Origin of the sequence: Microbacterium sp. NPDC090281 (assembly GCF_044769635.1) — a bacterium.
Taxonomy (GTDB): domain Bacteria; phylum Actinomycetota; class Actinomycetes; order Actinomycetales; family Microbacteriaceae; genus Microbacterium.
In genome coordinates this window covers 59,343-83,164 of record NZ_JBIVYH010000002.1, presented here as the reverse complement: position 1 = coordinate 83,164, position 23,822 = coordinate 59,343, and the positions used below count along the sequence as shown (strand labels likewise).

Below are 23,822 nucleotides of genomic sequence, written 5' to 3'. Positions count from 1 at the left end.
GTGGGTCGCGCGCGGGTAGGCTTGGGAGTCATGAACGACGCGCCGATCGGGATCTTCGACTCCGGTGTCGGCGGGCTCACGGTGGCGCGGGCCATCCGCGCCCAGCTGCCCCGTGAGTCGTTCGTCTACATCGGCGACACCGCGCATTCCCCGTACGGGCCCAAGCCCATCGCCGACGTGCGCCGATACTCCCTCGAGGTGCTCGACACACTCGTCGATCAGGGCGTGAAGATGCTGGTGATCGCGTGCAACACGGCATCTGCCGCCATGCTCCGCGACGCGCGCGAGCGCTATGACGTCCCGGTCGTCGAGGTGATCGGTCCCGCTGTGCGTCGCGCCGTCTCAACGACCCGCAACGGGCGTGTCGGTGTGATCGGCACAGTCGGCACCATCGGCTCCCGGGCGTACCAGGACATGCTCGAGGTGAACGAGAGGCTGCAGGTCTTCACCGCGGCATGCCCGAGATTCGTCGAGTTCGTCGAGGGTGGGATCACAGGCACTCCCGAGGTGCTCGCAGTCGCCGAGGAGTATCTCGCCCCGCTGCGGGATGCTGACGTCGACACGCTCGTGCTCGGCTGCACGCACTATCCGTTCCTGCGCGGTGCCATCAGCTACGTCATGGGCGAGGGCGTCACGCTCGTGTCCAGCGACGACGAGACCGCCGGCGATGTCTACCGTCAGCTGGTCCGAGGCGACCTGCTCGCATCGCCGGATGCCGCGGCGAGTTATGTCTATGAGGCCACCGGCGCCTCGACCGATGACTTCACCGCGCTGGCGAACCGCCTGATGGGCCGGGAAGTCCGCGATGTGCAGCTCGTCCAGACCGGCGTGATAACTCTTCCCGAATCCACCTTCGAGTAACTCGTATCGAGTCGTCCCGACTCGATACACCACCCCGACCTGAGAGAAGCACATGACCGATATCGTCCGCGTCGACGGCCGTTCCACCGATCAGCTGCGCGAGATCACCATCGAGCGCGGCTGGAGCGCGCACGCCGAAGGATCGGCCCTGATCAGCTTCGGGGGTACCAAGGTGCTGTGCACGGCCTCGTTCACCAACGGCGTCCCGCGCTGGTTGACGGGCAAGGGCAAGGGGTGGGTCACGGCTGAATACTCCATGCTTCCTCGCGCCACCAACAGCCGCAACGACCGTGAGAGCGTCAAGGGACGCATCGGCGGGCGTACGCACGAGATCTCCCGCCTCATCGGCCGCGCATTGCGTGCGGTCGTCGACACGAAGGCACTAGGGGAGAACACGATCGTCATCGACTGCGACGTGCTGCAGGCAGACGGCGGAACCCGCACCGCGGCCATCACCGGGGCCTACGTGGCTCTCGCGGACGCGATCGAGTGGGGCAGGGAGAAGAAGTTCATCGGCAAGAACTCCACACCGTTGCTCGACTCCGTCGCCGCGGTCTCGGTCGGGATCATCGACGGCGAGCCCATGCTCGACCTGGCATATGTCGAAGACGTGCGCGCCGAGACCGACATGAACATCGTGGTGACGGGTCGTGGTCTCTTCGTCGAGGTGCAGGGCACCGCCGAGGGTGCGCCGTTCGACAAGCGCGAGCTGGATGCTCTGCTCGAGCTCGGTGTCGCCGGGTGCGCCGATCTGAAGGGCCTGCAGCTCGCCGCGCTGGCGGGGGAGTGACGATGCAGGTCGTCCTCGCGACGCACAACCCGCACAAAGTCGCGGAGTTCCAGCAGATCGTCGCGCAGGCACGCCCCGACCTCGAGATCGTCGGCTACGACGGTCCTGAGCCGGTGGAAGACGGCGTGACGTTCGCCGAGAATGCGCTCATCAAGGCGCGGGCGGCTGCCGCTCACACAGGGCTCGCGGCGCTCGCCGACGACTCCGGCATCTGCGTCGATGTGCTCGGCGGCTCACCCGGGGTGTTCTCGGCGTACTGGGCGGGGCAGAAGAAGGATGCGGCGGCGAACCTCGAGCTGCTTCTCGATCAGCTGCGAGACATCGCCGACCCGCATCGCGCAGCGCACTTCACCTCGACGATCGCGCTCGTGCTGACCGACGGACGGGAGCACGTCGTGGAGGGACGCTGGCCAGGGCGCCTGGCCCAGGCGGCGTCGGGAGTGGGTGGCTTCGGCTACGACCCGATCTTCCTTCCGGACGGGCAGCCTTCGGGGCAGGAGCGGTCGGTGGGAGAGTTCACCGCCGACGAGAAGCAGGCACAGTCGCACCGCGCGCGCGCCTTCGCCGAGCTGGTTCCACTGCTCGCCGGCCTCTGAGCGTCTCGGCCGCGAGAAACCGCTGCTGAAGCTGAGAATCGTTACCCTTCCCGACTAGCCGCAACCCGCCTCCTGTGCCCGTCTGCCGGTCTAGCCTGGGGGCATGCACGATCACGCACCCGCTTCCGGCGGCATCCGTTCGGCGAGCAGCCGACGTCTGCTCGCGATCTCTCTTTCGCTCACAGCGACGGTGATGATCGTCCAGGTCGTCGGTGCTCTCCTCTCCGGTTCACTAGCTCTGCTCGCCGACGCCGCGCACATGTTCACGGATGCTTCCGGCCTCGTGATCGCGCTCATCGCTGCGACTGTCGCCGCACGCCCGGCCGACGATCGGCGAACCTTCGGGTATCAGCGCGCCGAGGTCTTCGGCGCTCTGATCAACGCCGTCATCCTGATCGCTCTCGCGACCTGGGTCGCGATCGAGGGCATCGGGAGACTCGTCAATCCGGGAGAGGTGGAAGTCGCCGGCGGACTCATGCTGGTCGTCGCCGTGGTCGGACTGCTCGCGAACGCCGTGTCGATGTGGCTGCTGAGCCGTGCACAGCGCACCAGCATCAATGTGCGTGGTGCCTACCTCGAGGTCATGGGTGACCTGATCGGATCCGCTGCGGTCATCGTCGCCGCTGTGGTCATCCTCATCACCGGATGGATGCCGGCGGATGCCATCGCCTCGTTGTTCATCGCGGCGATGATCATCCCGCGGGCGATCTCGCTCCTGCGGGAGGTGTTCTCGGTCCTCGCCGAGTCAGCGCCGAAGGGCACGGCCGTGAGCGAGATCCGCACGCACCTGCTCGGCTACGACGGCGTCGTCGGGGTGCACGACGTGCATGTGTGGCAGCTGACTCGAGGAGCGCCCGTGTTCACGGCGCACGTCAGCATCGAGCCGGAGCTGTTCACGGATGGACGATCGGCGCAGCTGCTCACCGAGATGCAGTCATGCCTCGCGGATCATTTCGACGTGGCGCACTCCACCTTCCAGATCGAGCCTGCCGAACAGTCGGACTGCGAACCGCACCACGCCTGAACGATCAGCCGTGGCATGGGCGGTGGTCGAGGCTCAGCTCGTCTCGACGACGATCTCCTCTGCGGTCTTGTCTGGACGAAGCCCCCGCCAGCGTGCATGGCGGAGCACTCCGTCCGGAGTCCAGTTCGCGAACTCGACCTCCCCGACGATCTCAGGGCGGACCCAGAGCGCGTCTGAGGCATCGGGACCGGGCACCCCGTCGAGCGGCGCTGAGGCCACGCGGAGTGGCCCGAGCCGCTCCAGAAGATCGTGCAGGATCCGGTCTGTGAAGCCGGTACCCACTCGGCCGACGTAGCGCAGCCCGCCAGTGCCTCGTCTCGAATCAGGTACGGCGAGCAGCAGTGAACCGAGAGTGCTCTCGCGGTCGCCCTTGCCCGGACGGATGCCGACGATCACGGCCTCCTGCATTCTGGTGTGCTTCAGTTTCAGCCAGGAGGGGGAGCGCTGCCCCGGGCGGTATCGCGACTGCGGATCCTTGACGACGACGCCCTCGAGCCCGAACTCCCGGCTCGCGGCGAGTGCCGCGTCCACGTCGTCGAACACGGGAGGGATCTGCACCGGCGCATCGAGATCGGCGACCACCTCCTCCAGCAGCGTCCGGCGCTCCCGCAGAGGCATGCCGGTGAGGTCGTGCCCGTCGAGACGCAGCAGGTCGAACAGCATGTACACGATAGGCGTGCGGACCACCTCGCGCTCGATCTCCCGGGGACGGGTGAGGTGCATGCGGTTCTGCAGGAGGGAGAAGCTCGGGCGACCGTGAGAGTCGAAGGCCACGATCTCCCCATCGACGACGGCGTCCGCGACAGGGAGGAAGGGCGCGCCGTCGGCCGTGAGTTCGGGGTATCGCGCCGTGATGTCGGTGCCGCGACGCGCGTGCAGGAGCATCCGTCCGTCCGCCCAGGTACCCATCGCACGGATTCCGTCCCATTTCACCTCCACCCAGGAGGGGTCGCTCAGAGCGCGCGCGACGCCGGGGGTGCTGTTCTCGGCGAGCATCGGTGCCAGCGATGCCGCGATCGGAGGGGAGGTGGGGGCGGGGGAGCTCGGGGGATAGCGGTGGGAGCGATGGGTCTTCGCGGGTTGCGGGAGCGGAGCCGTCGAAGGCGCGCGGAGCATCGCCAGAGGATCGATACCCGCGGCGGCGCGGGCGAGCACCTCGTCGAGGTCGAGCTGGGCGAGAGCCGGGTCGTCGAGTTCGTCCCAGGTGCGGGGAGCAGCGACCCATGGTTGCGCGCGGCCGCGGAGCGAGTACGGCGAGATGGTCGTCTTCTTTCCGTTGTTCTGGCTCCAGTCGAGGAATACCTTGCCACCGCGGACCGCCTTCGCCATGACGCTGGTGGCGAGATCGGGGTGGTCGTTCTCGATCATCCGTGCGAGCTCTTTGACGACGGCTGAAACCTCGTCGCTCGTCTGCTCACCGGGCAGGTTGGCGTACAGATGAATGCCCTTGCTTCCGCTCGTGACCGGCAGCGGGTCGAGCCCCATGTCCGACAGGATCGCGCGGGCGATGCGAGCGACCGCGGCGCACTGTGCGAGCCCAACACCGTCGCCGGGGTCCAAGTCGAGGACGAGTCGATCGGGATTGCCGGGAAGACCGTCCGCGGAGAAGCGCCACTGCGGCACGTGCAGCTCGATCGCGGCGACCTGAGCGAGCCACACGAGGGCGGGCACGTCCTCGACGAGGGGGTACTCCTTGGGGCCATCGGAGTGATGGATCGCCTGGCGGGGGATCCACGACGGGGCGCCGGGTTCCAACTGCTTGGTGAAGAAAGCGTCGGCCGGTGCGTCGGTCGTCCCTACGCCCTCCACCCACCGCTTGCGGGTGACGGGACGCCCGTCGAGGAGGGGGAGGAGAAGCGGGGCGATCGCCATGTAGTAGGCGATGACCTCTCCCTTGGTGGTTCCGGATTCGGGGTAGACGACCTTGTCGAGGTTCGTCACGCGCAGGCGCCGACCGTCGACCTGCACGATCTGCGCTTCTGCGACCATGGGGCCAGCGTAGCCAAAGGCCGTCGTAGTCAAGGGACTGGTCGTGACGGCTGTGGCTGGTGTCTACTGGTGTCATGAGAACGATCTGGAAGGGCGCACTGACGTTCGGGCTCGTGAACGTTCCGGTCAAGGTGTACTCCGCGACCGAGGACCACGACGTGCCGCTGCATCAGGTGCACGAGAAGGACGGCGGCCGGATCCGCTACCAGCGCACGTGCGAGGTGTGCGGCGAGACCGTGGCGTACGCCGACATCGACCGCGCCTACGTCGACGAAGGTCAGACCGTGGTGCTCACCAAGGACGACCTTGCGGCGCTCCCTGCGGAGAAGAGCCGCGAGATCGATGTCGTCGAGTTCGTGCCCTCAGACCAGGTCGATCTGCTCACACTCGACAAGCCGTACTACTTGGAGCCGGACTCGAAGTCTCCGAAGGCGTACGTGCTGCTGCGCAAGACCTTGGAGCAGACGGATCGCACCGCGATCGTGCGGTTCACGCTCCGGCAGAAGACGCGGCTCGCGGCTCTCCGTGTGCGCGGCAAGGTGCTCGTGCTGCAGACGCTGCTGTGGGCCGACGAGGTGCGCGAAGCCGCGTTCCCGGCGCTGGATGAAGACGTGAAGATTTCCAAGAAGGAGCTCGAGCTCTCAGCGTCGCTCGTCGACAGCTACTCGGCCGACTTCGACCCCGAAGCGTTCGTCGACGAGTACCAGAAGGAGCTCCGTACGCTCATCGACGCGAAGATCGAGGCGGGCGACACCTTCGACGTCGCCGAGACCTTCGGAGAGGCCGAGAAGGCGGCCGAAGGGGGCGAGGTCATCGATCTGATGGAGGCGCTCAGGGCGAGCGTTGCGCGCTCTAAAGAAGAACGCGCCAAGAACGCGGGCTGAGCGTCCGGCACCGAGCAATCGAAGCCGGACGAGCAGATCAGTGCTTGCCGTCGCCGTCCAGGTCGGGGGCGCGGTCGAAGACATCCGCATCGAGCACGAGTTCCTGCGCCTCTTCGGCGTCGGTGACCACGTCTTCGCCGGCAGCTGCGGCCTTCTTCGCCTTGTGGCGCTCGGAGAGGTAGTGCCACAGCGTCACGAGGGCGGTGCCGCCGACCGCAGCGAGGAGGATGAGGTCGATGTAGCTCTCCACGAACTCGGCGACCGGCGGGATGAACCCGATGAGGTAGCCGAACATCGTGAGCCCGAAGCCCCACAGGATCGCACCGATCAGGTTGTAGAGCGTGTACTTGCGCCACGGCATGTGGCCGACGCCGGCCGCGACCGGGGCAAAGGTGCGCACGATCGGCACGAAGCGCGCGAGGATCACGGTGATACCGCCGAAGCGTTCGAAGAACGCGTTCGTGCGCTCGACGTTCTTCTTGCTGAAGAGACCCGACTCCTTGCGCTCGAACACCGCAGGACCGCCCTTGTGGCCGATGACGTATCCGACCTCACCACCCACGAATGCCGCAAGGCCGATGAGCAGGGCGACCCACCAGACGTTGATGCCGAAGACGCCATGCTCGGAGCCTGCGATCGGGTGCGAGAGCAGACCCGCGATGACGAGGAGGGTGTCTCCTGGCAGCAGGAATCCGACGAGCAGACCCGTCTCGGCGAAGATGATGAAGCACACCACCAGCAGCGCCCACGGCCCGGCTGACCCGATGATCGTGGCGGGGTCGAGCCAGGGGATGAGGGCGGTCGGCGCGTGCAACATGGTTTCGAGCACTGGGGGAGTCCCGTCGGTCGTGAATGGTCGGCGGTGAAGCTGAGCGACGACGTGGCGGCCTGAGATGGGTGCCATCGTCGCTCGTGCGGAAGGTGGGACTTGAACCCACACGCCCTGGGGCACAGGAACCTAAATCCTGCGTGTCTGCCAATTCCACCACTCCCGCGCGGTGGAAACAGTCTACTGACCGCTGAAACCTCTGTCTGGGGATCAGCCCGCAGTTCGCGTCTGTGGATAACTTCGGAGGCCGGATGCGGATTGTTGCGAGGATGCCTGAGTGAATCAACCGTCCGCCCTTGTCGCCGAGCGCGTGCGGTCGCGACTGCGTGCCGAGGGCATCGACCCCTCGATCGATCCGGACGCCGCGTGGCGCATCACCCACGCGGAGGTGCGCCGTCACGACGATCTCGCCCTGGCGCGCGGAGAGGCGCTGATCGACGATGAGGCGGCGTGCGTGCGGGAGGTTCTGGCGTCGCTCGGCGGGTTCGGGGCGCTGCAGCCGCTGCTCGACGATCCGGAGATCGAGGAGATCTGGCTGAACGGCGACGGAAGGGTGCATATCGCGCGAGAGGGCATGGCGGAGCGCACGAGGCTCCGCCTCGACGAGGTGGCCGTGCGCGATCTCATCGAACGGATGCTGCAGTCCACCGGCAGGCGGGTCGACATCAGTCAGCCGTTCGTCGACGCGTCGCTGCCAGACGGCTCGCGGCTGCACGTGGCCATCGCCGATGTCGTACGGGGCGGATGGGCGGTGAACATCCGTAAATTCCTCCCGAAGTATCGCTCACTCGAGGCACTGACAGCTCAGGGCATGGTGACGGTCGGAGTCGCAGAGCTGCTGCGCACAGCCATGAACGAGGGCCGCAGCGTGATCGTGTCGGGGGCGACACATGCAGGCAAGACCACGATGCTCGGTGCTCTGCTCGCCTCCTGTGCCGACTCGCAACGCATCGTCACCGTCGAGGAGACATTCGAACTCGCCGTCGGCGGTTCCGACCTGGTCGCGCTCCAAGGGCGTCAGGCGAGTCTCGAAGGCACCGGCGAGATCACGCTGCGGCGGCTGGTGAAAGAAGCGTTGCGGATGCGACCAGACCGACTGGTCGTCGGCGAGGTACGCGAGGCCGAGGCTCTCGATCTCGTGCTCGCACTCAACACAGGTGTGCCTGGGGCCTGCACGGTGCATGCGAACTCCGCGATCGAGGCCATCGAGAAGCTGAGCATCCTGCCGCTCCTCGCGGGGCGGAACATCGATCGCGCCTTCATCGCCCCCGCGCTCGCCGCGTCGATCGATCTGGTGGTCCACTGCGTCCGCGAAGACGACGGCCGACGTCGTGTGCAGGAGATCATCGCCCCCACTGGCGACGTCGACGACGGGCGTATCCGCACGAAGACGGTCTTCTCCATGAGTGCGCGATCGAAAGCCACGGTGCAGGCGGGACGCAGAGAGTTCCGCCCCGTCGAGGTCGCATCGTGACGGTGTTCGTCGGCGCCGCCCTCGCGGCGGGTGTGCTCTTATGCCTCTCACCCTGGATGTGGCCGCGACGGGAGGGAGCTGCGCCGACCGCGAAGCAGGGTCGGCTCGTCCGACTCATCGAGGAGGCGGGTCTCGACAATCTCTCGCAGCGCACACTCGTGACGGTGATCGTCGCAGTTGGGCTGGTCGCGGCATCCACGGTCTGGTTGCTCACCGGACTCGCTGTGCTCGCATTGCTGGCTGGGCTCGCGGGCGCCGCGGCACCCGTCATGTTCCTCCGTGGGCGGCGGCTGCGCTTGCGGCGGTTGCGGCGCCAGCTGTGGCCCGATGTGTGCGACCTCCTGATCGCATCGATCCGCGTCGGGTTGTCGCTTCCCGACGCAGTGGCGAGTCTGGCCGAGTCCGCGCCGAAGATGCTCCGCCCGGCCTTCGTCGTGTTCGCGCGAGACCTCCGCGCGAGCGGCAGGTTCGAGACGAGTCTCGATCGGCTCAAGTCCACCTTGGCGGATCCCATCGGGGACCGGATCGCCGAGACCCTGCGCATGGCGCGTCAGGTTGGTGGAACCGAGCTGATCGGCGTGCTTCGCGCGCTCTCGAGCTCGGTACGGGCAGACGCCGCGCTGCGAGGCGAAGTCGAAGCGCGACAGTCGTGGATCCGTGGCGCCGCCGTTCTCGGCGCTGTCGCGCCGTGGGTGATCCTCGGCCTGCTCGTGCTTCGGCCCGAAGGGGCAGCGGCCTATAGCACTCCCGAGGGCGTGCTCGTGATCTGCGCGGGTGCTGCTGTCTCGATTCTCGCCTTCCACATCATGGTCCGCATCGGGCGTCTCCCCGAGCCGCGGCGGTGGTTCGGATGAACGGGCTCTCGGCGCTCGCCAGCGCCGTGCTGATCGGCGGCGGTTTCGCCGCGGGAGTGCTGAGCATCCTCTCGGTGCTTCCGCGCTGGAGGGCGCTCAACCTGGCCGTACGCATCGGGCCATACGTGCGTGATGTCGTCCCTGACGAGAGCCTGCCTCGAGGCATCCTTCCCGCAGCGGGAGCACTCCCTGCGAGCGGCCGGACGCTGTGGGAGAGAGCCAGGAGCGGATTCGAGCGGATGCTCGGCGGAGGAGAAGCGCTTCGACAGCGACTCGCTCAGGCCGGGGTGCGCACAGACCCCGCGTCCTTCCGGGGGCGGCAGTTGGGTTGGGGCCTCGCAGGGATAGGTGTGGGGGCGATCGCGCTGACCGTTCTCGCGCTGACCGGACGCATGTCGGTGCCGACGAGCGTGATGCCTCTGCTCTGCGGCGCGGCGGCTGCTGCATGCTACGACGCACAGCTGTCGGCGCGTGCCAAGGCCCGACGTGTGCGACTCACCGACGAGCTTCCGACGACACTGGAGTTCCTCGCGCTGTGCCTGTCCGCCGGTGAGGGATTCCTCGACTCCTTGCGCCGTGTTGCGGACGTCGGCTCCGGTGAACTCACCGTCGAACTCCGCCAGGTCGTGCTTGCGGTCGGCACCGGATCGCCCCTGGCCGATGCGCTGAGCGAGATGGCCAGACGTCTCCAGCTGCCCGGGCTCTCGCGGGCCGTCGACCAGGTGATCGCGGCGCTCGAGCACGGTGCGCCCCTCGCCGCCGTGCTGCACGCGCAGGCGGGAGATGCGCGAGAAGACGCGAAGCGGGTGCTCATCGAGCAGGCGGGGCGCAAGGAGATCCTGATGCTGCTCCCTCTCGTGTTCCTCATCCTCCCGCTCTCGGTGCTCTTCGCCGTCTACCCGGGACTCTTCATCCTCAGGCTCGGCATCGGCTGATCCGCCAACGAAAGGACCACCATGACTGCACGACAAGCTGACCGACGGCAGACCTCTCGAGGCGCCATCTCGTCACGACTCCGCGCGTTCGCGGGCGACGATACCGGCGACGTGCCCATTCGTTCTGTGGGTAAACATGGTGTTCTGGATCTGTTGTGACGTAGGATGAGGCCACATGACCGACGAGACCTTGCCGACCGCTCAATGGCTGTTGGCGTCCGCGGGCGGGAGCTCAGGCGTCGCTCCTGAGCTTCACCCGCTCGCGACCGAGTGGCAAGACATCGCGGCGCGCGAACGCCGGCTTGGAATACCACCCGGGCAGCCGATACTGATGTCGAGCGAGCAGATCGACTACCGGTTGGGCGACTACTTTCGAACCGCGTTCCGAATGGATCAGTCCTCCACCGCGCAGACCTACGCGACAGAACTGCGAACGTGGTTCAACTTCCTCGACGCACGAGGTCGCGGTCGGTGGGACGATGTGGATCATCGCGCAGTGCGCGAATTTCAGATTTGGCGCCTCTACGACGAGGACAATCCCAGACCAATCACGCCAGCCACCTGGAACAAGGGTTGGGAGGCTCTGAACCATTTCTACAGATGGGCGACCCGTGAGGGATTCATGGAAAGTAATCCCATTCTGGATAGCCAACGCCTCAAGGACCCGGGTCGGACTGGTGGGCACCGAGAAAAGAACGCGCGTTCATCTCGAGACCGATGGCTCACTCCGATTGAGTACGCCCTCTGGCGTGACGTCGGGTTTCGAGGCTACGACGCCGCAAGAGACGAGTCAGGAAACCTTGTTCCCACCCGTCCGGCAACAAACTCCCGGTCTCGGAACACGGCTCGCAACACGGCTTTCGCAGACTTCGGGCTCACGACGGGGCTGCGGCGTGCTGAAGCTGCCTCGTTGCTCTGTATTGAGTTGCCATCGACCATCGACGACGAGACGCCCCTTATCGGCAAGGGGAACATCTTCCGGCACTATCGAGTTGTTCATGAGCTCGGTATCGAAAGCCTGAACGACTATCTTCGGGGAGAACGTCGGGACGCGATCCGTCGCGGACGGAAGATGGGGCGATTCGCGCCGAAGCCCGAGCATGTGATTGTCGAGATCATGCACAGCCGGCGAGGTCAAAGGCTCAGGTTCGCAGACGGCCGAGTCCATGACTTGCCTGGACTGCCAGGCGAAGTTCGGCGGCGTCTTCTTATCGAGGGGCCGGATGGTTTCGAGCCAGCATGGCTCTGGCTTGGGGACTCAGGGGAGACCCTACTCCCGCAATCGTGGTCCGACGTCTTCCAATCGGCGAACAGAAGGGTGACTCTGGCTCGCGCCAAGAACGGCGTTCGTTCTCCCTGGGTGACGGTGACGCCGCATTCCCTTCGTTTCACCTTCGCGTTGTTCGTTCTACTAGCGGGGGTTCGCGCGATTGACGAGGATCTCGGGCTCTCGTCTGCGAGCGCATTCTCGTTGCGTAACTACAGCCAGGCGTTCGATGAGGTACGAGACCTCCTCGGGCACAGCACGACGGCTGTAACTCGGAAGCATTACCTCGCACCGGTAAAGAGTCTTCGTTCGACAAGCGTGCTGCGCAGTACCTCGCTCACTGAAATGTGGGACGAGCTCAGGGCGAGTAGCCGACTTGTCGGATTCGACGGTGACCGTTGAGCGGCCGACCAGCGGCTCAGCCGCCGTCGGGGTGGAAACCGGAGGGACAGGGCCCTGAAGGATCGAAGCGCCTCAACGCGACGCTGAGGTTGGAGGATGCTCGCGCGTTCTGCTTTGATCTGTCGAAGACTGCGGGGCCCGAGTTGATGCGAAAGGAAATTGTCGCAGCCGTTGCTTCACATTCTGCCTCCGTATCCGGATGGCGCCGTTCGAGTGCGGTCGAGGGGGGTCGGAGAGCTATCTCGGCGTGGCTCAGGTGGATAGCACAACTCAATCGAAAGCATCCGGATTCGCCTGTACTGGGCCTTGCAGACGTGACGCCATTTCACTTCCGCGCCTTCAGGCAGTGGCTCGTGACGGATCCTTCGCCAAAGACGGGGAAACCTCTTAGCCCGGGTACGGCCTTGGAGTACGCCGTCGGAGTAAGGGTCGTGTTGCTCCGTTCTTCGGAACTGAAATCCGAATCACGGGCTGAGTTTCGGAAGCGATTGGGAGCTCGCGACCACCACTCCGTGGTGGAACGCTACTCGACTGAAGACTTCGATGCGCTACGCATTGCGGCACGTGGGGTACTAGTTGCAGCGCACCGGCGCATTACGAAGAGCGTCCAACTGGTGAATAGTGACGTCACCGAAGCGGCCTCGACTCGGGCGCGGGCCCTCAGCGAAGTCCTGGAGTTGGGAAAGCCCTCCAGCAGGGAGGGGTATCGAGCGTTAGGTGCGGTGACAGACAGACACCTCACGACATCCATTGCGCGCCACTGGCTGTTCATGACAACTGATGAGCTGCTAGCGGCAGCGGTAGTGATCTGCTCGCGCCGGGGCTTGAATCTCGCACCGGTACAGGCGGCGCCGCCGCCGTATGAGCATGAGGTGGGAGTCGCGCAACTTGACCTCGACAAGCCTCGGCGCGGGGCCGAGCTACGGTTCTGGCCTGAGATTGTTGATGATGAATTCACAGAACTGGATCTCGGCGACGCCGAGGTACTGAAGATGGTCGAGGAGGCTACCCAGCCGGCGCGAGACTACCTTGCGCTGTCTGGCTCGCCCTCGGATCGGCTGCTAGTTCGATGGTCAGAGCGCGCTTCACGCCCAATGGTCGGACTGGCGCGTGAGCGAACAGCTGCCTGGCTTCCCGAGGGCATTGTGCTTAGCTTTCCGCGATTGCGACGGAGCGTGCCGGGCAAGGGCGTGGCAAAGGAGCCTACAGATCATGACGCCACCACCTACCTCGAGTACGTCCGTTCCGATCCTCAAGCTCTCGAGGCGGTGCAGGTCGAAGGTGCGAAAGGTGTAGAGGCAGCACATGACCGCGCTCGAACCGAAGTCCAACTCAAAGTGTTGAACGCGAAGGATGCGCCAGAGGAGAATGACGCGCTCATCGCCAATTGCGCCAACCCGGCCGAGCACCCAGTGACGGGAAGACCGTGCACCACGGGGTACTACTCCTTTCTGGACTGCCTCGGCTGCGATAACGCCGCGACGGTCTCGCGGCTGCTACCCGCGCAGCTCGCAACTCGTCTTGTCCTGGAGGCACTCCGCGACTCACTCGATACGTGGGAAGTGAAGTTCGCGAGCTCGTACTATCGGCTTTGTGCGACCATCGAGCGACACTCCCGCGCCGAGATAGACGATGCGCAAGCGCATGTGGGCGACCATGTTCCTCGGATCATGGATGCCTTGAAAGTAGCAGTGCCGAGGTGAGCGAGTCTGAAGTGGCCTACCGCGGCCAAGCACCAGCCCGGCTCGACGAAGTGGCGTATCCCTTACCGGCTGACCCCGTCATCGTCGCGCCGAGAGTGGTAATGCCAGGCGTCCGGATTCCGCTCTTTCACGAAGACATCTGGGATCTGTCCGGGATCGAGAAGGACGTTGCGCGCAGCTCGACCCCTGTGCATTTCGAAAACTGGCCGTCGGGTTTCAAGGACTTCGCCAAGCACGTCGCCTACGTGCTGATCAACCACGGGAATCCGCCAGAGCTCTTAGAGGCGCCGGGCAGCCGCTACACCAAGTGGCCCGCGGTCGGAAGCCTTAAGCATGCGCTGGATGCACTCAAAGTCCAGGTCGAGTGGCTTACATCGGAGCCGGACTTGTTGGCGCTCGGCCCGCGAGTGGTTGCCCCCGCAGACCTCGATCCTGAGCATCTCGAACGACTCCGCCGATGGGTGGAAGGGCGCGGGAACAAGCCACACCGAACCAACGCCATGCTGGAGATAGTTCTTCGGGTCTGGTGGCTCAGCCCGTGGCTCCCCGAAGACGTTCGTTGGCCGGAGCCTGAGTGGGCAGCCACCCGATGGAGAACCGCGCGCAACGACGGCGAGCATCTTCGGATTCGTATCCCGCAGGACGTCATGGCGCCGCTTCTTGAATGGGCCGTATCGTTCGTCACCGTGTTTGCAGACGACATCTTCGCCGCGGATGCCCACTACCGCGCGCGGCTAGAGACTCAGGCTGCCCAACCCAGCACATCGGCTCGCATGATTCTCGAGGAGTATCTCCGCCAGGGCACTGCCTTGCCGGCAGATCCCAAGCAGAAGGGGAGGGTTGGCTGGCAAGCCGTACGGTACGCGCAACAGGGTCCAGTGAGGCACCTCGCGGAAACCTACTCGCGTCAGTTCCGAGGTCGGATTCCGCTTAGCTCCGCTCCCGGAAAACTCGACTTCGAACCCGCGGCTCAGTTTCACGGAGGGTTGTGGATTCCGACAATTTTCGTGCACGACGTCGCTCCGCAGCCGCCGGGAGGCGACGGAGCAAACGTGTTGCTTGGACATCTGCGAACTGCCTGTCTGATCGTCTGCGCGTATCTCACCGGTGCTCGCCCAGAGGAAGTACTTCTCTTGGAAACGGGTGCTGCCCGCGACCCGATTGTGCGAGCCGACGGCTCGAGACTCCATCTAATCGACGGCCTCGTATGGAAAGGCACCCGAAGTCGCGTGGAAGATGGCCACCCCGGGGAGCCGAAGCGGGCGACGTGGGCGACCATCTCCGTGACGACTACCGCCGTGCGAGTAGCCGAACGAGTCAACCACGTTCTTGGACGTCCGGGCGGACGTTTGTTCGTGTTGCCTGACACCCGTGTGTCGCCCGACACCGCTACCATCGCGATCTCGAGTTTTGTCAACTTCGTCAACACGCGGCTGGCGCCCCACACCCTCGCGCCAGCGGCGTTCACCATCCCGGACGATGGGCACGCTCTGTCGTTGGGCCGGTTCCGCCGCACCCTTGCATGGTTTATCAACAATCGTCCAGATGGCGACGTGTCTCTGGCGATTCAGTACCAGCATGTGTCAGATCGGCTGGTGAGTGGGTACGCCGGAACGAAACAGAGCGGCATGCGAGATCTGCTGCTCGAGGAGAACTGGCAGCACCGACGCCGCACGACGCAACATCTATCAGAAATGATAAGGTCCGGCGCACAGCTGACCGGGCCAGCGGCTTCGCGCGCGACAACCATTGCACTGGGCATGCCTCGGTTTCTGACGCCTGCCGATGAACGACGACTCAAACGAGATAAGGACATCGTGATCTACGAAAATCCGTCTGCCATCGCTCTCTGCATTTACGACGAGAAACGAGCCCTGTGCCGCAAGCGGTCTCAGGCCGGTGGTTGGGCGGCGCCGACACTGGTCCAATGTGTCGACGGATGTCCGAACTGCGCGCGAACCGAGGAACACCTCGACACCCTGCAGGCCGACGCAGCGAGTCTTCGTATGAGCGCGCTGCTGTCACCAAAGCCGATTGCGCAGTCATTGCTGGCACGAGCCGAGCGCAACGAGCGGATTGTCAACGATGCGCGCTCTTCGTAGCCGCCAGAACAGGAGAAGACCACGGTGAGCGAACCCGGCTCGATTCCATCGGATTCTGAGGTCGCACGGGAACCTGATGCGGTTCGACGCGACATCCTCGCGGCTATGCAACGCATCCTCCTCGGACAGCCGCGAACGGTGCGACCGGGCAGCCACAGCGTTCTTCAACTTGCGGTGGAAGCCGGGGTCGGACGGCACCAGCTTTACCGACGGCACCCTGATCTCCGCGTCCGGTTCGAGCGACTGCGAGACGCTTCTGAGCGAGTGACAGACGAGGAGGAACGGCTCAAAGGTCGACTCGACGACGCGCGTGAGGAGATCCGTCGGTTGACGGTCCTTCAAGCGAAAACGAGCCTCGAGGGCAAGCAATGGAAGCAACTCGTAACCACTCTGCAGCGAGCGATAAATGTTCTGCAAGAAGAGCTGCGGGTCGAGCAGGTCAAGTCCGCACGGTTGGAGAAGAAGATTCAACGCCTTGAGAGTCAGCGTCCCGCGTCAACTGTTGTTCCGATCCGGCCGACCGCCCGATGACATAGGTATCAAGTGAGACCGATTGGTCTCCGTCAAGCCCTACTCCGACGAGTCAAGACATGTGCGGGATAGACGGTGTCTCGCCCAGGGACACCAAGTGCGAGTCGCCGGTCTCTGCGAGTTCCACGCGAACGCGTCGCGTCGAGCATCCCCAGGGCCGCCTCGAGGCGTCCTTCGGTCAGCAGTGTGATGTTGCCGGGCAGGTCCTCGCCGGACGACACGCCAATCAGCCGCTGCGCCAGGTCCATGGTTCGTTCACCCCGGTCCGCAGGACGCGGAGGAGGTGCGGGCCAAACTCGACACCATGTAGCGGGTGCTGAAGAACTCAAGCCCACGGGTTTGGCTGATCCCTCTTGCGCTAAGCCCTCAGACCCAGTGCTGTGCAGAGCTCGTTATGCAAGGTGCGCAGGTGCTCGACAACAACATCGTCGAGCTGGAGTTTTGCGTCCTCTACGAACGCGCTGGCAACGTCAACTTTCGAGGCCGGCCTGACGTCAAAGCCCTCGAGCCATGCGTTGGCAGCCTTCGACCACGGTGCAACAAATCGGTCTGGCAGCTCGAGGACGTTCGCGACGTCCACGGTCGAGTGCTCGCTTCGATGTAGTTCCATCGCACCCACATAGCTGGCCTCCGGGAGGAGGTTCTCCACCCCCGGCACTCCGAGCGAGACGACGAGGCTCGCGGGGACGCTACGACCAAGATGCTTAGCGAGATCCTCACCACCACGGTCGCCGTCCACGAGATAGGCAACCTTCGCCGCTTGAAAGTCGAGATCGGGATAGAGGTCGGGTGGCAGTTCAGAAAGCCCGGGGGCGATCTGATAGGGAAGCCGTTGCATGCCCGTGGCAAGTCGGATGAGTCTCGGCAACAGAATCATGTCGCTTGCACCCTCGGCAACGACGACACAGCGTGCGGGGGTTAGCGCAGCTGCCGAGGCGCCCATCGCCATCATTAGTGACGTCATCGCCGGAGTTCGTTGAGTCCAGAAGTTGTTCTCTATGTGGCTAGTCTCCTCGCCGTCCACGACGACGGCTCTGATACCGACCCCGAGGTCGCTGGGAAGGCACGCCGGCGAATGAGTGGTGTAGATGACTTTCGCTGCTTGGTCCTGATTCGAAAGCATCTCGACGAGGTCGGCTTGAGCATTGATGTGCAGGTGATTCTCTGCTTCATCGATCAGAAGAATCGGCGGAACATCGAGCTCGCGGGAAGCGAGGAAAGCCGTGAGCGCAACGAATGACCTCAACCCCTGGGATCGCTCTTCGAGGACTGAGGCGAACACCTCGTCTTCTAAGAGGCCGATCCGAAGGGTCTTGTTCTCTACGTTAAGTTCCACAGCTAGTGATGATTGCTTCCAGGCGGCCGAGAAGTAAGCATTGAGTCTACGGTTCGCCTGATTCTTGAGGGTGTTGCGCCGTGAGACCTGGTTCGTCTCTACTGCGGCCACGAGGGCCGTGAGATCGAGGCCGGCGAGACGCGCCAGATTCGTGAGTGCGCGAGGCGTATTGTCCAGAAGGGTCTGGTCGAGCGTGTAGGTGGACTTCAAGTCGCGGTCGAGATCCGAGAACAACGCCATTGAAGGGACACGTTCGTACAGGCGCCCCCGAATGATTGGTTCTGGCGGCGGTGTAGCGAGCCATTCCTCGATCTGCGCCCAAGCCGATCTCAATGCCGTCGGGCTCGAGTATCCGACAAGATCTCGAAACAGATCCCGCCCCGTCGTCAGAAGCTCGTCTACCCCGCCGACGCTGCGCGCTCGCTTCTGAGCTTCGAAGTAGTCCGATAGAGCCGCGCCAAGTTCGTGAAGCTCCTCCGCGAGAGAACGACGATGTTCGAAGTCCTCCGGGCTCTCGTCAGCGTCTGGGTTCCCCGTGTCTAGCCGCGCGAGCTCCTCCAGTCTCGGAAGAGCAGCGCGAAAGGCGGCGACGTGTTCTTCTACTGCGCCGAAAGCGGTGTAGGGATACGGAACGACACCGAGTCTCGCCTGGCCTACTGAGGTGCGGGACAGCGTTAGGGTCTTCGGCGACGCCGCCAGGTTCAGGTCGTCCAAGAGGGCGAGATCACTGCGTTCGAGCTTGAAGGTGGCGGTGACGACGTCGTCATCATCTGCGACCTCCACCGCCCGGGATCGAGCTTCGAGAGGTAGCTCGAACTCGCCACTGACCATCTCGAGCGCCTTGAGCAAAGTGCTCTTACCCGCTTCATTCGGCCCAACTACTGCGATGAGTTTTTGGTCGAGCTTGATAGTCGAGTCGACGAGCCTCCCGACTCCCTGAATATGTGCGCGCAGCAGCCTCATCGGCGCTCCCCTCTCGCGTGTTTCGCCCACAGACAGCGGGGCACGCTATCCGCATCGTACGACATGCGGGCGGGCCGGGAGCGCTCGAGCGACGGAAGTTGTGACGCACGTCTCGCGGCGTCTTTGGCGGCTCAGTCTGATGCGGAGCTGAGGTATGTCACAGCTGCTACAGCCCCACCGGCGCCGACGCTACGGTTGAGGTCCGAGCCGGTGGAGAGTTCTATAAGACATGTCGAGTGTGCCGAAGGCGCTCGGCAGACTGGCGGGGCTCGAGTTTAGGATCAGTTCAAGCGTTATGAGAGGAAAGCATGAGCGGCGAGCCCACTGATTCGGATCGGCTCGACGACACCCTGAGGGCGCACGCAGAGGCGTGCCATTCGCTCTGGGAGGCATGGCTGGAGATCGCATCGCAGCTCGCCCACCCTGCACCTGTGACGGCGCCAGCATCGGGATACGCTCGCGCGTTTACCGCCAAGCATGCTGAGGCCCGGCCGAATATCGCATTCGCCGCTGGCCAGTACGCGGGGCGCTACGTGAGTGGCATGGGAGCCCACGTGCTAGGTCTCGCGGCCTTGGTCTCAGCGAGAGAGTTCCGATTGTCGTACTGGGCCGCAGTGCGAGCAGAGCTGGAGCTTGGTGGTCGCGTATGTTGGCTCATCGCGCCAGAGAAGAACGGGACGCTTCCTGAACCAGACGTGCAGGTCGCCAGAGCGCTCATGGAGACATTGGCCGATGCGCGTCGCCACGCAAAGAGAGCCAAGACGACCAAGCTGGCGCCGGAATCTCGGCGCTTCTTCAACGATGCTGTCGCGGAGGTGGAAGCGGACTTGACCGCCGTCTTCCCCGGGTGGGTTCTCAAAGGAATGCCGGAGGAGCAACAAGAAGAGGCGGACAAGTGGCAGATCCGAGGCGAGCGTTACGTCGGGCTGTCCGCAGGGGTGAAGAGGTTCGCTGACTTTGCTTTCGAGGGCGTGCCGGGTCTGTACGATCTCCTGTCTGCGATGGCGCATCCCTCAATCATTTCTCTCGGGATCCTCGCACCGGTACGAGTCGATGATGGTGTGGCTGTCGCCGAGTACTCACTCAAGCTCGAGGACTTGGAGTCGATTGTTCAACTCGCATGTGTAGCTTTCTACCGGGCAGCGATGCTCGTCGTGACGTACTTCGAGCTGGATGATTCGCCGCTGATGGCATGGTCAGCGGCGCGACTCAGCTGGTTCTCCAGCGCTGGGGAGTGATTCAGTACGGGGATCTCGCCCCACGTGCTAAGGAGCCTCACGAGCTCCAGGACCAGGCAACGTGACGGGCGTCCCGCAGCGCTTCCTCAAGCCGCCCCTCGTAGAGCAGCGTGATGTTGCGTGGCGGGTCCTCTTCGGGCAGTGCGACGTTCAACCACTGCGCCCACGTCCATCTTGCCCGTGGTTCCGGTCTCAAGGACGCGGAGAATGTCCTGGAGTCCATCGACGATCTTCCCGTCCTGGAGTTGGAATGCCGGGAAGAGGTCCACGTCGTCGTCGGTGTGCAGCATGAGAAGCTGCAGATCGTTCGCGGCCTTCATGACCTCGGCCTCCGTCCAACCGAGGGTGCGGGCCATGCTCGTCACCGTATAACAGGGGCCGACGATCTCGGCCCAGGGGTTCTCATCGGTCATGGTATCTCCACGGGGCCGCGGGTATGGCGGCGCACGACATCGTCGATGAGTTCTTCCAAGGTGCGGCGGCCCTCGACGTAGTCCCAGGCGTCGTGGACCGCGTTACGTGTCGGAACAAGGCCGTCGAGGCGGCAGGAGTGGAGCGCCTCGAGGACTCCGTCCAGCCGCTCCTCGCGCGTTCGGACGCCGTCGTCTTTACCCATCGGGGAACGCCGCTCCTCTCATCTGCTGGACCGTCGGGACGTCGAGGCGCAGTGTGCGCATGTCGAGGAACGCGAGGCTGCCCTGCATCGTGTCGCGTCCGAAGCTCGCCACGCGGCGCCCGTCCTTGGTCGCGCCGCCGGCGGCGACGTGCATGTGACCATGCATCAGCAGCTCTGGGCGGACGGCGTCCCAGACCTGGGCAACTCGCTCACGGGACTGCGCGGACTCCGCGAGCGTCTCGTCGGGGAACCCCATCGGGTTCGACCGCAGCACCTCTTGCACGGCGCGGACGGGCGTGCGGGCCGGCGACTCGTGTGTCAGCATCAGGTCAGCAGGCCCACCAGCGATGGCCGCAGCCACATGAGCGTCATCGATACGCTCATCGGGCCACCATCCAGCGCCTTCTCGTCGCCACAGCCTGTCGACGGAGGCCGCGCCGCCGAGCGACACCACCGACCGTCCGCCAATGGTGAGCCTGGCTGGCCTCGTCAGGAGCCAGGTGAGCTTCGACACTCGGACCGCCGAATCAGGGCGCTCATCGAGGAGCGGCGTGACATCCGGCCACGGTTCATGGTTGCCGAGCGTGACATAGATGCGGTCGATGTTCGTGTCGGCGAGGGCCTCGTCGACGAGCTCCGGATCCATCCACCAGTCACCGAGCTGCAGGATCGTCGTGACGTCCGGCGCCAACGCTGGCAGGACGCGAGAGAGCGTTCTGATCCAGCCGAGGTTGCCGTGCCAGTCGCCGCACACCGCCACACGCAGATCCGGGAGACTGATGGTCGACGCGTGTTCGAGCGCTCTCATCGTGCCCTCGCAGCCTGACGTGCACGAGACCGTTCTCGGAACGTAGGCCCGACTCGAAGGCTGCGCTCCACGCCTGGATCCCAGCTGATCCACCCGCCCCGCTTCCATTGGATGGCGACATGGAGGCGGAACGCGTGATGGATCGTGGCGCGCACCGGGTAGGTCAGGCCGACAGGCCACTCAGGGTGAAGAGGTTTGTCCACAAACAGCTCGGCGAACAGTTCGGAGAAGGTGGGACCACGCCCGGTGCGGCGACGCACACGCGCGATGAAGATCGCGGCCGCAAGCCCCAATCCATTTGCGCGTTCTTCGTCGGTGAGCGCGTCGAACGCCTCAAGCCAAGCCTCGGGAGCATCAACCTCCGTGGCGCTCCACCAGATCGGTCGGGGATCAGTCACTGCTACTCAACAATCGGGGTCGACCTGAACGGGACCTACGCATCGAGGCGACCCGGAGCCGATGCGCAGCGGCACACGTGCAGGTCGCGACGCGGGGCGCGTCAGTCGATGGAGTGAATGTTTCGTATGGCTGTGGAAATTATGCCATACCGATTAGGCCATACGCGCATCAGTAGTCGACAGGCTTGAAGTGTGGCCAGGCGTAGATTCGAACACTCCGAGGGGTGGCGTAACTACGCGGCCGCGATGGGCGTGAATCTGCAGGCCGCGCGTCATGCGCGAGGACTTTCGCAGGAGGACGTCGCATACCGCGCGCGGCTCACCCGTTACACCTACCAGAAGTACGAAAAGGGCGAATCCAAGCCCGGCGAGCCGATGAACCCGACGATTCGAACCCTCCTCGCTCTCTCGTGTGTGCTTGGGGTTGCTGTCGACGACCTTCTTCCGGATGTGGACCCCGACCTCCAGCTGCGGTAGTCGACTACGCGGACGGTCCTCACTAGGCCGTAGTCTGGCGCGATGGATCTCGACGACATGCGACGGCTGCCACTCGAGGACCAGGTCACGGTGCTTGTGGGCTTATCGGCCCGCCATGCGGTTGAAATGGAGGGCGCCCTCCGCTCGGTCTTGATGACCCTGGACCCCGACTTCGATCCGTCTGCGCGTCGGTGGTTCTCGGAGCTTATCCGAGCGTTTCGCCATCAGATCTCCGAGAACCCGGTCTTTTCTAAGGAGGCGCGTATCGCGAGCCTCTCGATAGCGACGAAGGCGCTAGATGCTTATGAGCGTCGTAGTAGCCATGTTCACGACTTGATGGTGCCCTATGAGGATGCGTCTATCGAGCGGTTCCGATTCGAACGAGACCACGATTATGCCCTCCAGCGAGAACCGGACATGCTGAGCGTCCCCGACCTGGTTCAGACCTGCGTCGACCTGATGCACGTCACGTGGCGGCTTCGCGGCGTGAGCTTCTACCTCCAAAAGCCAGACAAGAGAATCCTATGGAGCAGATTGCTGGGCGGAGAGTTCCAGGCGCGCTGGGATGGCTCTGCCCATCACTCAGAAATCATCCGCTAGGCGCAGCGGCACTACTCGGTCTGTTCTGAAGTGACAGCGTTCCCCCAGACCCAGCAGCGGAAGACGTGCCCTTGGGCGCGAAACTCGATGCCTGCGGCCAGCGGGGTCGAGCGGGCGATTCTGGCGTCAACGCGGATGGCTTCGGACCCGAAGTGCACCCAAGCGCGCACCGTTCTGTACGGCTGCGGGTAGATCGTGAGGGGGTGCTCTCGCAGGGCGACCTCCCGCTCCGAGAGAGATTGGAGCGGCCCCGAGCGAGCTGCCCGCAGAACCTCCTGGTGCTGCGCACGCATGTCGTAGTGCGCCGCCAATCGCTTGCTTGAACCCATGCCGGCACCCTCTCCCCGACTGTGGAACACTCTAGCAAGGTTAGAACATCTGTTCTATCATCGACACATGCAAACATCCGTCGCATATCCGCCTGCAACCATATGTATGGTCGACGACATCCCCGCGAGGATGATGTTCGCTGGGCTGCGGTGGCGGGTCACGGACATGCCTACGCGCTTGCGAGACTCGATGCGGAGTGCGCCGGCAGAAGCACATCGCGGTCTGTACGGCTGGCGATTCCAGGCGACGGAGGAGAACGGTCGTTCGCTCGTCTTCGACGTCTTCAAGGGACACGACGGGTGGCACGTACACCGAAGCTATGAGTGACGAGTGACGAACGCTCGGTCGACGAAGTTCTCCGGCAGCGCTACGAATTTGCGTGCTTCGTTCTGGAGGGCGTCACGCGGCCCGGCGACCCGAAGACCCGTTTGAAGAGCCCTCACATGCTTACTTCGCACTCGCCATCCACGATCTGCATAGGGCACAGTATCCGCGCGCTTCACCGTGAATAGTCGAGTGGCTGAGCATGTCGGAGCCTGGGTCGCGTGCACACGACCTGATCTGACAACGCTGCTCCAGCTATGACCTTCGGCGGAACTGTCGCCGCCGGACTGGCAGAATGAAAACCAGGTCCGGGCCGGCAGGGCGGAGTCACGCGAGTTCGAAAGGATGTGTCTTGAGCTCAATCGGCGCAGACGCTGACGCACGGTTTCAGCTCGTAGCCGACTGGTTGTTCGCGCAGCACGGACTCGATCCCGTCGATAATCACTGGGTCCCGGGCGCCAGCGCATCTGAGCTGATGCGCTTAGCGAACC

21 protein-coding genes and 1 tRNA gene are annotated in these 23,822 nt (G+C 64.3%); 14 read left to right on the top strand and 8 right to left on the bottom strand.

Features of this window, described 5'->3' with window-relative positions; all coding sequences use genetic code 11:
• Positions 1-30 precede the first annotated feature (30 nt).
• From murI to ACIQTX_RS14605, 4 genes are all read left to right on the top strand, one after another.
• Positions 31-861 carry a glutamate racemase gene (gene murI / locus ACIQTX_RS14620; RefSeq protein WP_105526835.1) on the top strand — a complete coding sequence of 277 codons (831 nt, stop codon included), beginning with the start codon at positions 31-33 and terminating at the stop codon, positions 859-861.
• 52 nt (positions 862-913) lie between these two features.
• A complete protein-coding gene (gene rph / locus ACIQTX_RS14615) occupies positions 914-1,651 on the top strand; it encodes a ribonuclease PH (protein WP_105526836.1) in 738 nt (245 codons plus the stop codon).
• Between the two features lie 2 nt (positions 1,652-1,653).
• Positions 1,654-2,247: an RdgB/HAM1 family non-canonical purine NTP pyrophosphatase gene (gene rdgB, locus ACIQTX_RS14610; RefSeq protein ID WP_036274560.1), complete on the top strand. Its 594-nt coding sequence runs from the start codon at positions 1,654-1,656 to the stop codon at positions 2,245-2,247.
• Positions 2,248-2,350: 103 nt separating this feature from the next.
• Positions 2,351-3,271, top strand: coding sequence for a cation diffusion facilitator family transporter (locus ACIQTX_RS14605; protein ID WP_402973289.1), 921 nt, complete (start codon positions 2,351-2,353; stop codon positions 3,269-3,271).
• Between the two features lie 33 nt (positions 3,272-3,304).
• Here the strand turns inward: ACIQTX_RS14605 and ligD are convergent, their stop codons facing one another.
• Positions 3,305-5,260, bottom strand: coding sequence for a non-homologous end-joining DNA ligase (gene ligD / locus ACIQTX_RS14600; RefSeq protein WP_402973286.1), 1,956 nt, complete (start codon positions 5,258-5,260; stop codon positions 3,305-3,307).
• A 74-nt stretch (positions 5,261-5,334) separates the two neighbouring features.
• Between ligD and ACIQTX_RS14595 the strand changes: the two genes are divergently transcribed.
• The gene (locus tag ACIQTX_RS14595) at positions 5,335-6,144 is read left to right on the top strand and encodes a Ku protein (RefSeq protein ID WP_402973283.1); all 810 of its coding nucleotides are present in this window, start codon (positions 5,335-5,337) and stop codon (positions 6,142-6,144) included.
• Between the two features lie 37 nt (positions 6,145-6,181).
• On the opposite strand, the gene ACIQTX_RS14590 is transcribed toward ACIQTX_RS14595, so the two are convergent.
• Complete coding sequence (locus ACIQTX_RS14590) at positions 6,182-6,961, bottom strand: DedA family protein (RefSeq protein ID WP_402975542.1); 780 nt, start codon at positions 6,959-6,961, stop codon at positions 6,182-6,184.
• Positions 6,962-7,057: 96 nt separating this feature from the next.
• A tRNA-Leu gene (locus tag ACIQTX_RS14585) sits at positions 7,058-7,139 on the bottom strand.
• A gap of 111 nt (positions 7,140-7,250) precedes the next feature.
• On the opposite strand from ACIQTX_RS14585, the gene ACIQTX_RS14580 reads away from it, so the two are divergent.
• From ACIQTX_RS14580 to ACIQTX_RS14555, 6 genes are all read left to right on the top strand, one after another.
• On the top strand, positions 7,251-8,447 hold the full coding sequence (locus ACIQTX_RS14580; RefSeq protein ID WP_402973280.1) for a CpaF family protein: 1,197 nt from the start codon (positions 7,251-7,253) through the stop codon (positions 8,445-8,447).
• The gene (locus tag ACIQTX_RS14575; protein ID WP_402973277.1) at positions 8,444-9,301 is read left to right on the top strand and encodes a type II secretion system F family protein; all 858 of its coding nucleotides are present in this window, start codon (positions 8,444-8,446) and stop codon (positions 9,299-9,301) included. The genes ACIQTX_RS14580 and ACIQTX_RS14575 overlap by 4 nt, the downstream gene beginning before the upstream one ends.
• The gene (locus ACIQTX_RS14570; protein ID WP_402973274.1) at positions 9,298-10,236 is read left to right on the top strand and encodes a type II secretion system F family protein; all 939 of its coding nucleotides are present in this window, start codon (positions 9,298-9,300) and stop codon (positions 10,234-10,236) included. Before ACIQTX_RS14575 ends, ACIQTX_RS14570 begins: the two co-directional genes overlap by 4 nt.
• Before the next feature lie 175 nt (positions 10,237-10,411).
• Entirely contained in the window at positions 10,412-11,905 is a 1,494-nt protein-coding gene (locus ACIQTX_RS14565) for a tyrosine-type recombinase/integrase (protein ID WP_402973271.1), read from the top strand.
• Positions 11,906-12,417: 512 nt separating this feature from the next.
• Entirely contained in the window at positions 12,418-13,608 is a 1,191-nt protein-coding gene (locus tag ACIQTX_RS14560; protein ID WP_402973268.1) for a hypothetical protein, read from the top strand.
• On the top strand, positions 13,605-15,710 hold the full coding sequence (locus tag ACIQTX_RS14555) for a hypothetical protein (RefSeq protein ID WP_402973265.1): 2,106 nt from the start codon (positions 13,605-13,607) through the stop codon (positions 15,708-15,710). The genes ACIQTX_RS14560 and ACIQTX_RS14555 overlap by 4 nt, the downstream gene beginning before the upstream one ends.
• Here ACIQTX_RS14555 and ACIQTX_RS14550 read toward each other — a convergent pair.
• Positions 15,651-16,181, bottom strand: coding sequence for a hypothetical protein (locus tag ACIQTX_RS14550; RefSeq protein WP_402973262.1), 531 nt, complete (start codon positions 16,179-16,181; stop codon positions 15,651-15,653). The genes ACIQTX_RS14555 and ACIQTX_RS14550 overlap by 60 nt on opposite strands.
• A gap of 418 nt (positions 16,182-16,599) precedes the next feature.
• Positions 16,600-18,540: an AAA family ATPase gene (locus ACIQTX_RS14545; protein WP_402973259.1), complete on the bottom strand. Its 1,941-nt coding sequence runs from the start codon at positions 18,538-18,540 to the stop codon at positions 16,600-16,602.
• A 308-nt stretch (positions 18,541-18,848) separates the two neighbouring features.
• Between ACIQTX_RS14545 and ACIQTX_RS14540 the strand changes: the two genes are divergently transcribed.
• Positions 18,849-19,778: a hypothetical protein gene (locus ACIQTX_RS14540; RefSeq protein WP_402973253.1), complete on the top strand. Its 930-nt coding sequence runs from the start codon at positions 18,849-18,851 to the stop codon at positions 19,776-19,778.
• Positions 19,779-19,864: 86 nt separating this feature from the next.
• Here the strand turns inward: ACIQTX_RS14540 and ACIQTX_RS14535 are convergent, their stop codons facing one another.
• Genes ACIQTX_RS14535 through ACIQTX_RS14525 form a run of 3 tightly spaced genes read right to left on the bottom strand, consistent with a single transcriptional unit; the run spans position 19,865 to position 21,202 of the window.
• A complete protein-coding gene (locus ACIQTX_RS14535) occupies positions 19,865-20,191 on the bottom strand; it encodes a hypothetical protein (RefSeq protein ID WP_402973250.1) in 327 nt (108 codons plus the stop codon).
• A complete protein-coding gene (locus tag ACIQTX_RS14530) occupies positions 20,188-20,394 on the bottom strand; it encodes an antitoxin VbhA family protein (RefSeq protein WP_402973247.1) in 207 nt (68 codons plus the stop codon). The genes ACIQTX_RS14535 and ACIQTX_RS14530 overlap by 4 nt, the downstream gene beginning before the upstream one ends.
• Positions 20,387-21,202: a metallophosphoesterase gene (locus ACIQTX_RS14525; protein ID WP_402973244.1), complete on the bottom strand. Its 816-nt coding sequence runs from the start codon at positions 21,200-21,202 to the stop codon at positions 20,387-20,389. The genes ACIQTX_RS14530 and ACIQTX_RS14525 overlap by 8 nt, the downstream gene beginning before the upstream one ends.
• A 644-nt stretch (positions 21,203-21,846) precedes the next feature.
• Here ACIQTX_RS14525 and ACIQTX_RS14520 point away from each other — a divergent pair.
• Complete coding sequence (locus ACIQTX_RS14520; RefSeq protein WP_402973241.1) at positions 21,847-22,077, top strand: helix-turn-helix domain-containing protein; 231 nt, start codon at positions 21,847-21,849, stop codon at positions 22,075-22,077.
• A 42-nt stretch (positions 22,078-22,119) separates the two neighbouring features.
• Positions 22,120-22,677 carry a hypothetical protein gene (locus tag ACIQTX_RS14515; RefSeq protein ID WP_402973238.1) on the top strand — a complete coding sequence of 186 codons (558 nt, stop codon included), beginning with the start codon at positions 22,120-22,122 and terminating at the stop codon, positions 22,675-22,677.
• Positions 22,678-23,822 lie beyond the last annotated feature (1,145 nt).

What these genes read in the sequence shown, in the direction of transcription:
- murI (WP_105526835.1), top strand. Translation starts at nt 31, where the DNA reads ATGAACGACGCGCCGATCGGGATCTTCGACTCCGGTGTCGGCGGGCTC.
- rph (WP_105526836.1), top strand. Translation starts at nt 914, where the DNA reads ATGACCGATATCGTCCGCGTCGACGGCCGTTCCACCGATCAGCTGCGC.
- rdgB (WP_036274560.1), top strand. Translation starts at nt 1,654, where the DNA reads ATGCAGGTCGTCCTCGCGACGCACAACCCGCACAAAGTCGCGGAGTTC.
- ACIQTX_RS14605 (WP_402973289.1), top strand. Translation starts at nt 2,351, where the DNA reads ATGCACGATCACGCACCCGCTTCCGGCGGCATCCGTTCGGCGAGCAGC.
- ligD (WP_402973286.1), bottom strand. Translation starts at nt 5,260, where the DNA reads ATGGTCGCAGAAGCGCAGATCGTGCAGGTCGACGGTCGGCGCCTGCGC.
- ACIQTX_RS14595 (WP_402973283.1), top strand. Translation starts at nt 5,335, where the DNA reads ATGAGAACGATCTGGAAGGGCGCACTGACGTTCGGGCTCGTGAACGTT.
- ACIQTX_RS14590 (WP_402975542.1), bottom strand. Translation starts at nt 6,961, where the DNA reads ATGTTGCACGCGCCGACCGCCCTCATCCCCTGGCTCGACCCCGCCACG.
- ACIQTX_RS14570 (WP_402973274.1), top strand. Translation starts at nt 9,298, where the DNA reads ATGAACGGGCTCTCGGCGCTCGCCAGCGCCGTGCTGATCGGCGGCGGT.
- ACIQTX_RS14565 (WP_402973271.1), top strand. Translation starts at nt 10,412, where the DNA reads ATGACCGACGAGACCTTGCCGACCGCTCAATGGCTGTTGGCGTCCGCG.
- ACIQTX_RS14545 (WP_402973259.1), bottom strand. Translation starts at nt 18,540, where the DNA reads ATGAGGCTGCTGCGCGCACATATTCAGGGAGTCGGGAGGCTCGTCGAC.
- ACIQTX_RS14540 (WP_402973253.1), top strand. Translation starts at nt 18,849, where the DNA reads ATGAGCGGCGAGCCCACTGATTCGGATCGGCTCGACGACACCCTGAGG.
- ACIQTX_RS14535 (WP_402973250.1), bottom strand. Translation starts at nt 20,191, where the DNA reads ATGACCGATGAGAACCCCTGGGCCGAGATCGTCGGCCCCTGTTATACG.
- ACIQTX_RS14530 (WP_402973247.1), bottom strand. Translation starts at nt 20,394, where the DNA reads ATGGGTAAAGACGACGGCGTCCGAACGCGCGAGGAGCGGCTGGACGGA.
- ACIQTX_RS14525 (WP_402973244.1), bottom strand. Translation starts at nt 21,202, where the DNA reads ATGAGAGCGCTCGAACACGCGTCGACCATCAGTCTCCCGGATCTGCGT.
- ACIQTX_RS14520 (WP_402973241.1), top strand. Translation starts at nt 21,847, where the DNA reads ATGGGCGTGAATCTGCAGGCCGCGCGTCATGCGCGAGGACTTTCGCAG.
- ACIQTX_RS14515 (WP_402973238.1), top strand. Translation starts at nt 22,120, where the DNA reads ATGGATCTCGACGACATGCGACGGCTGCCACTCGAGGACCAGGTCACG.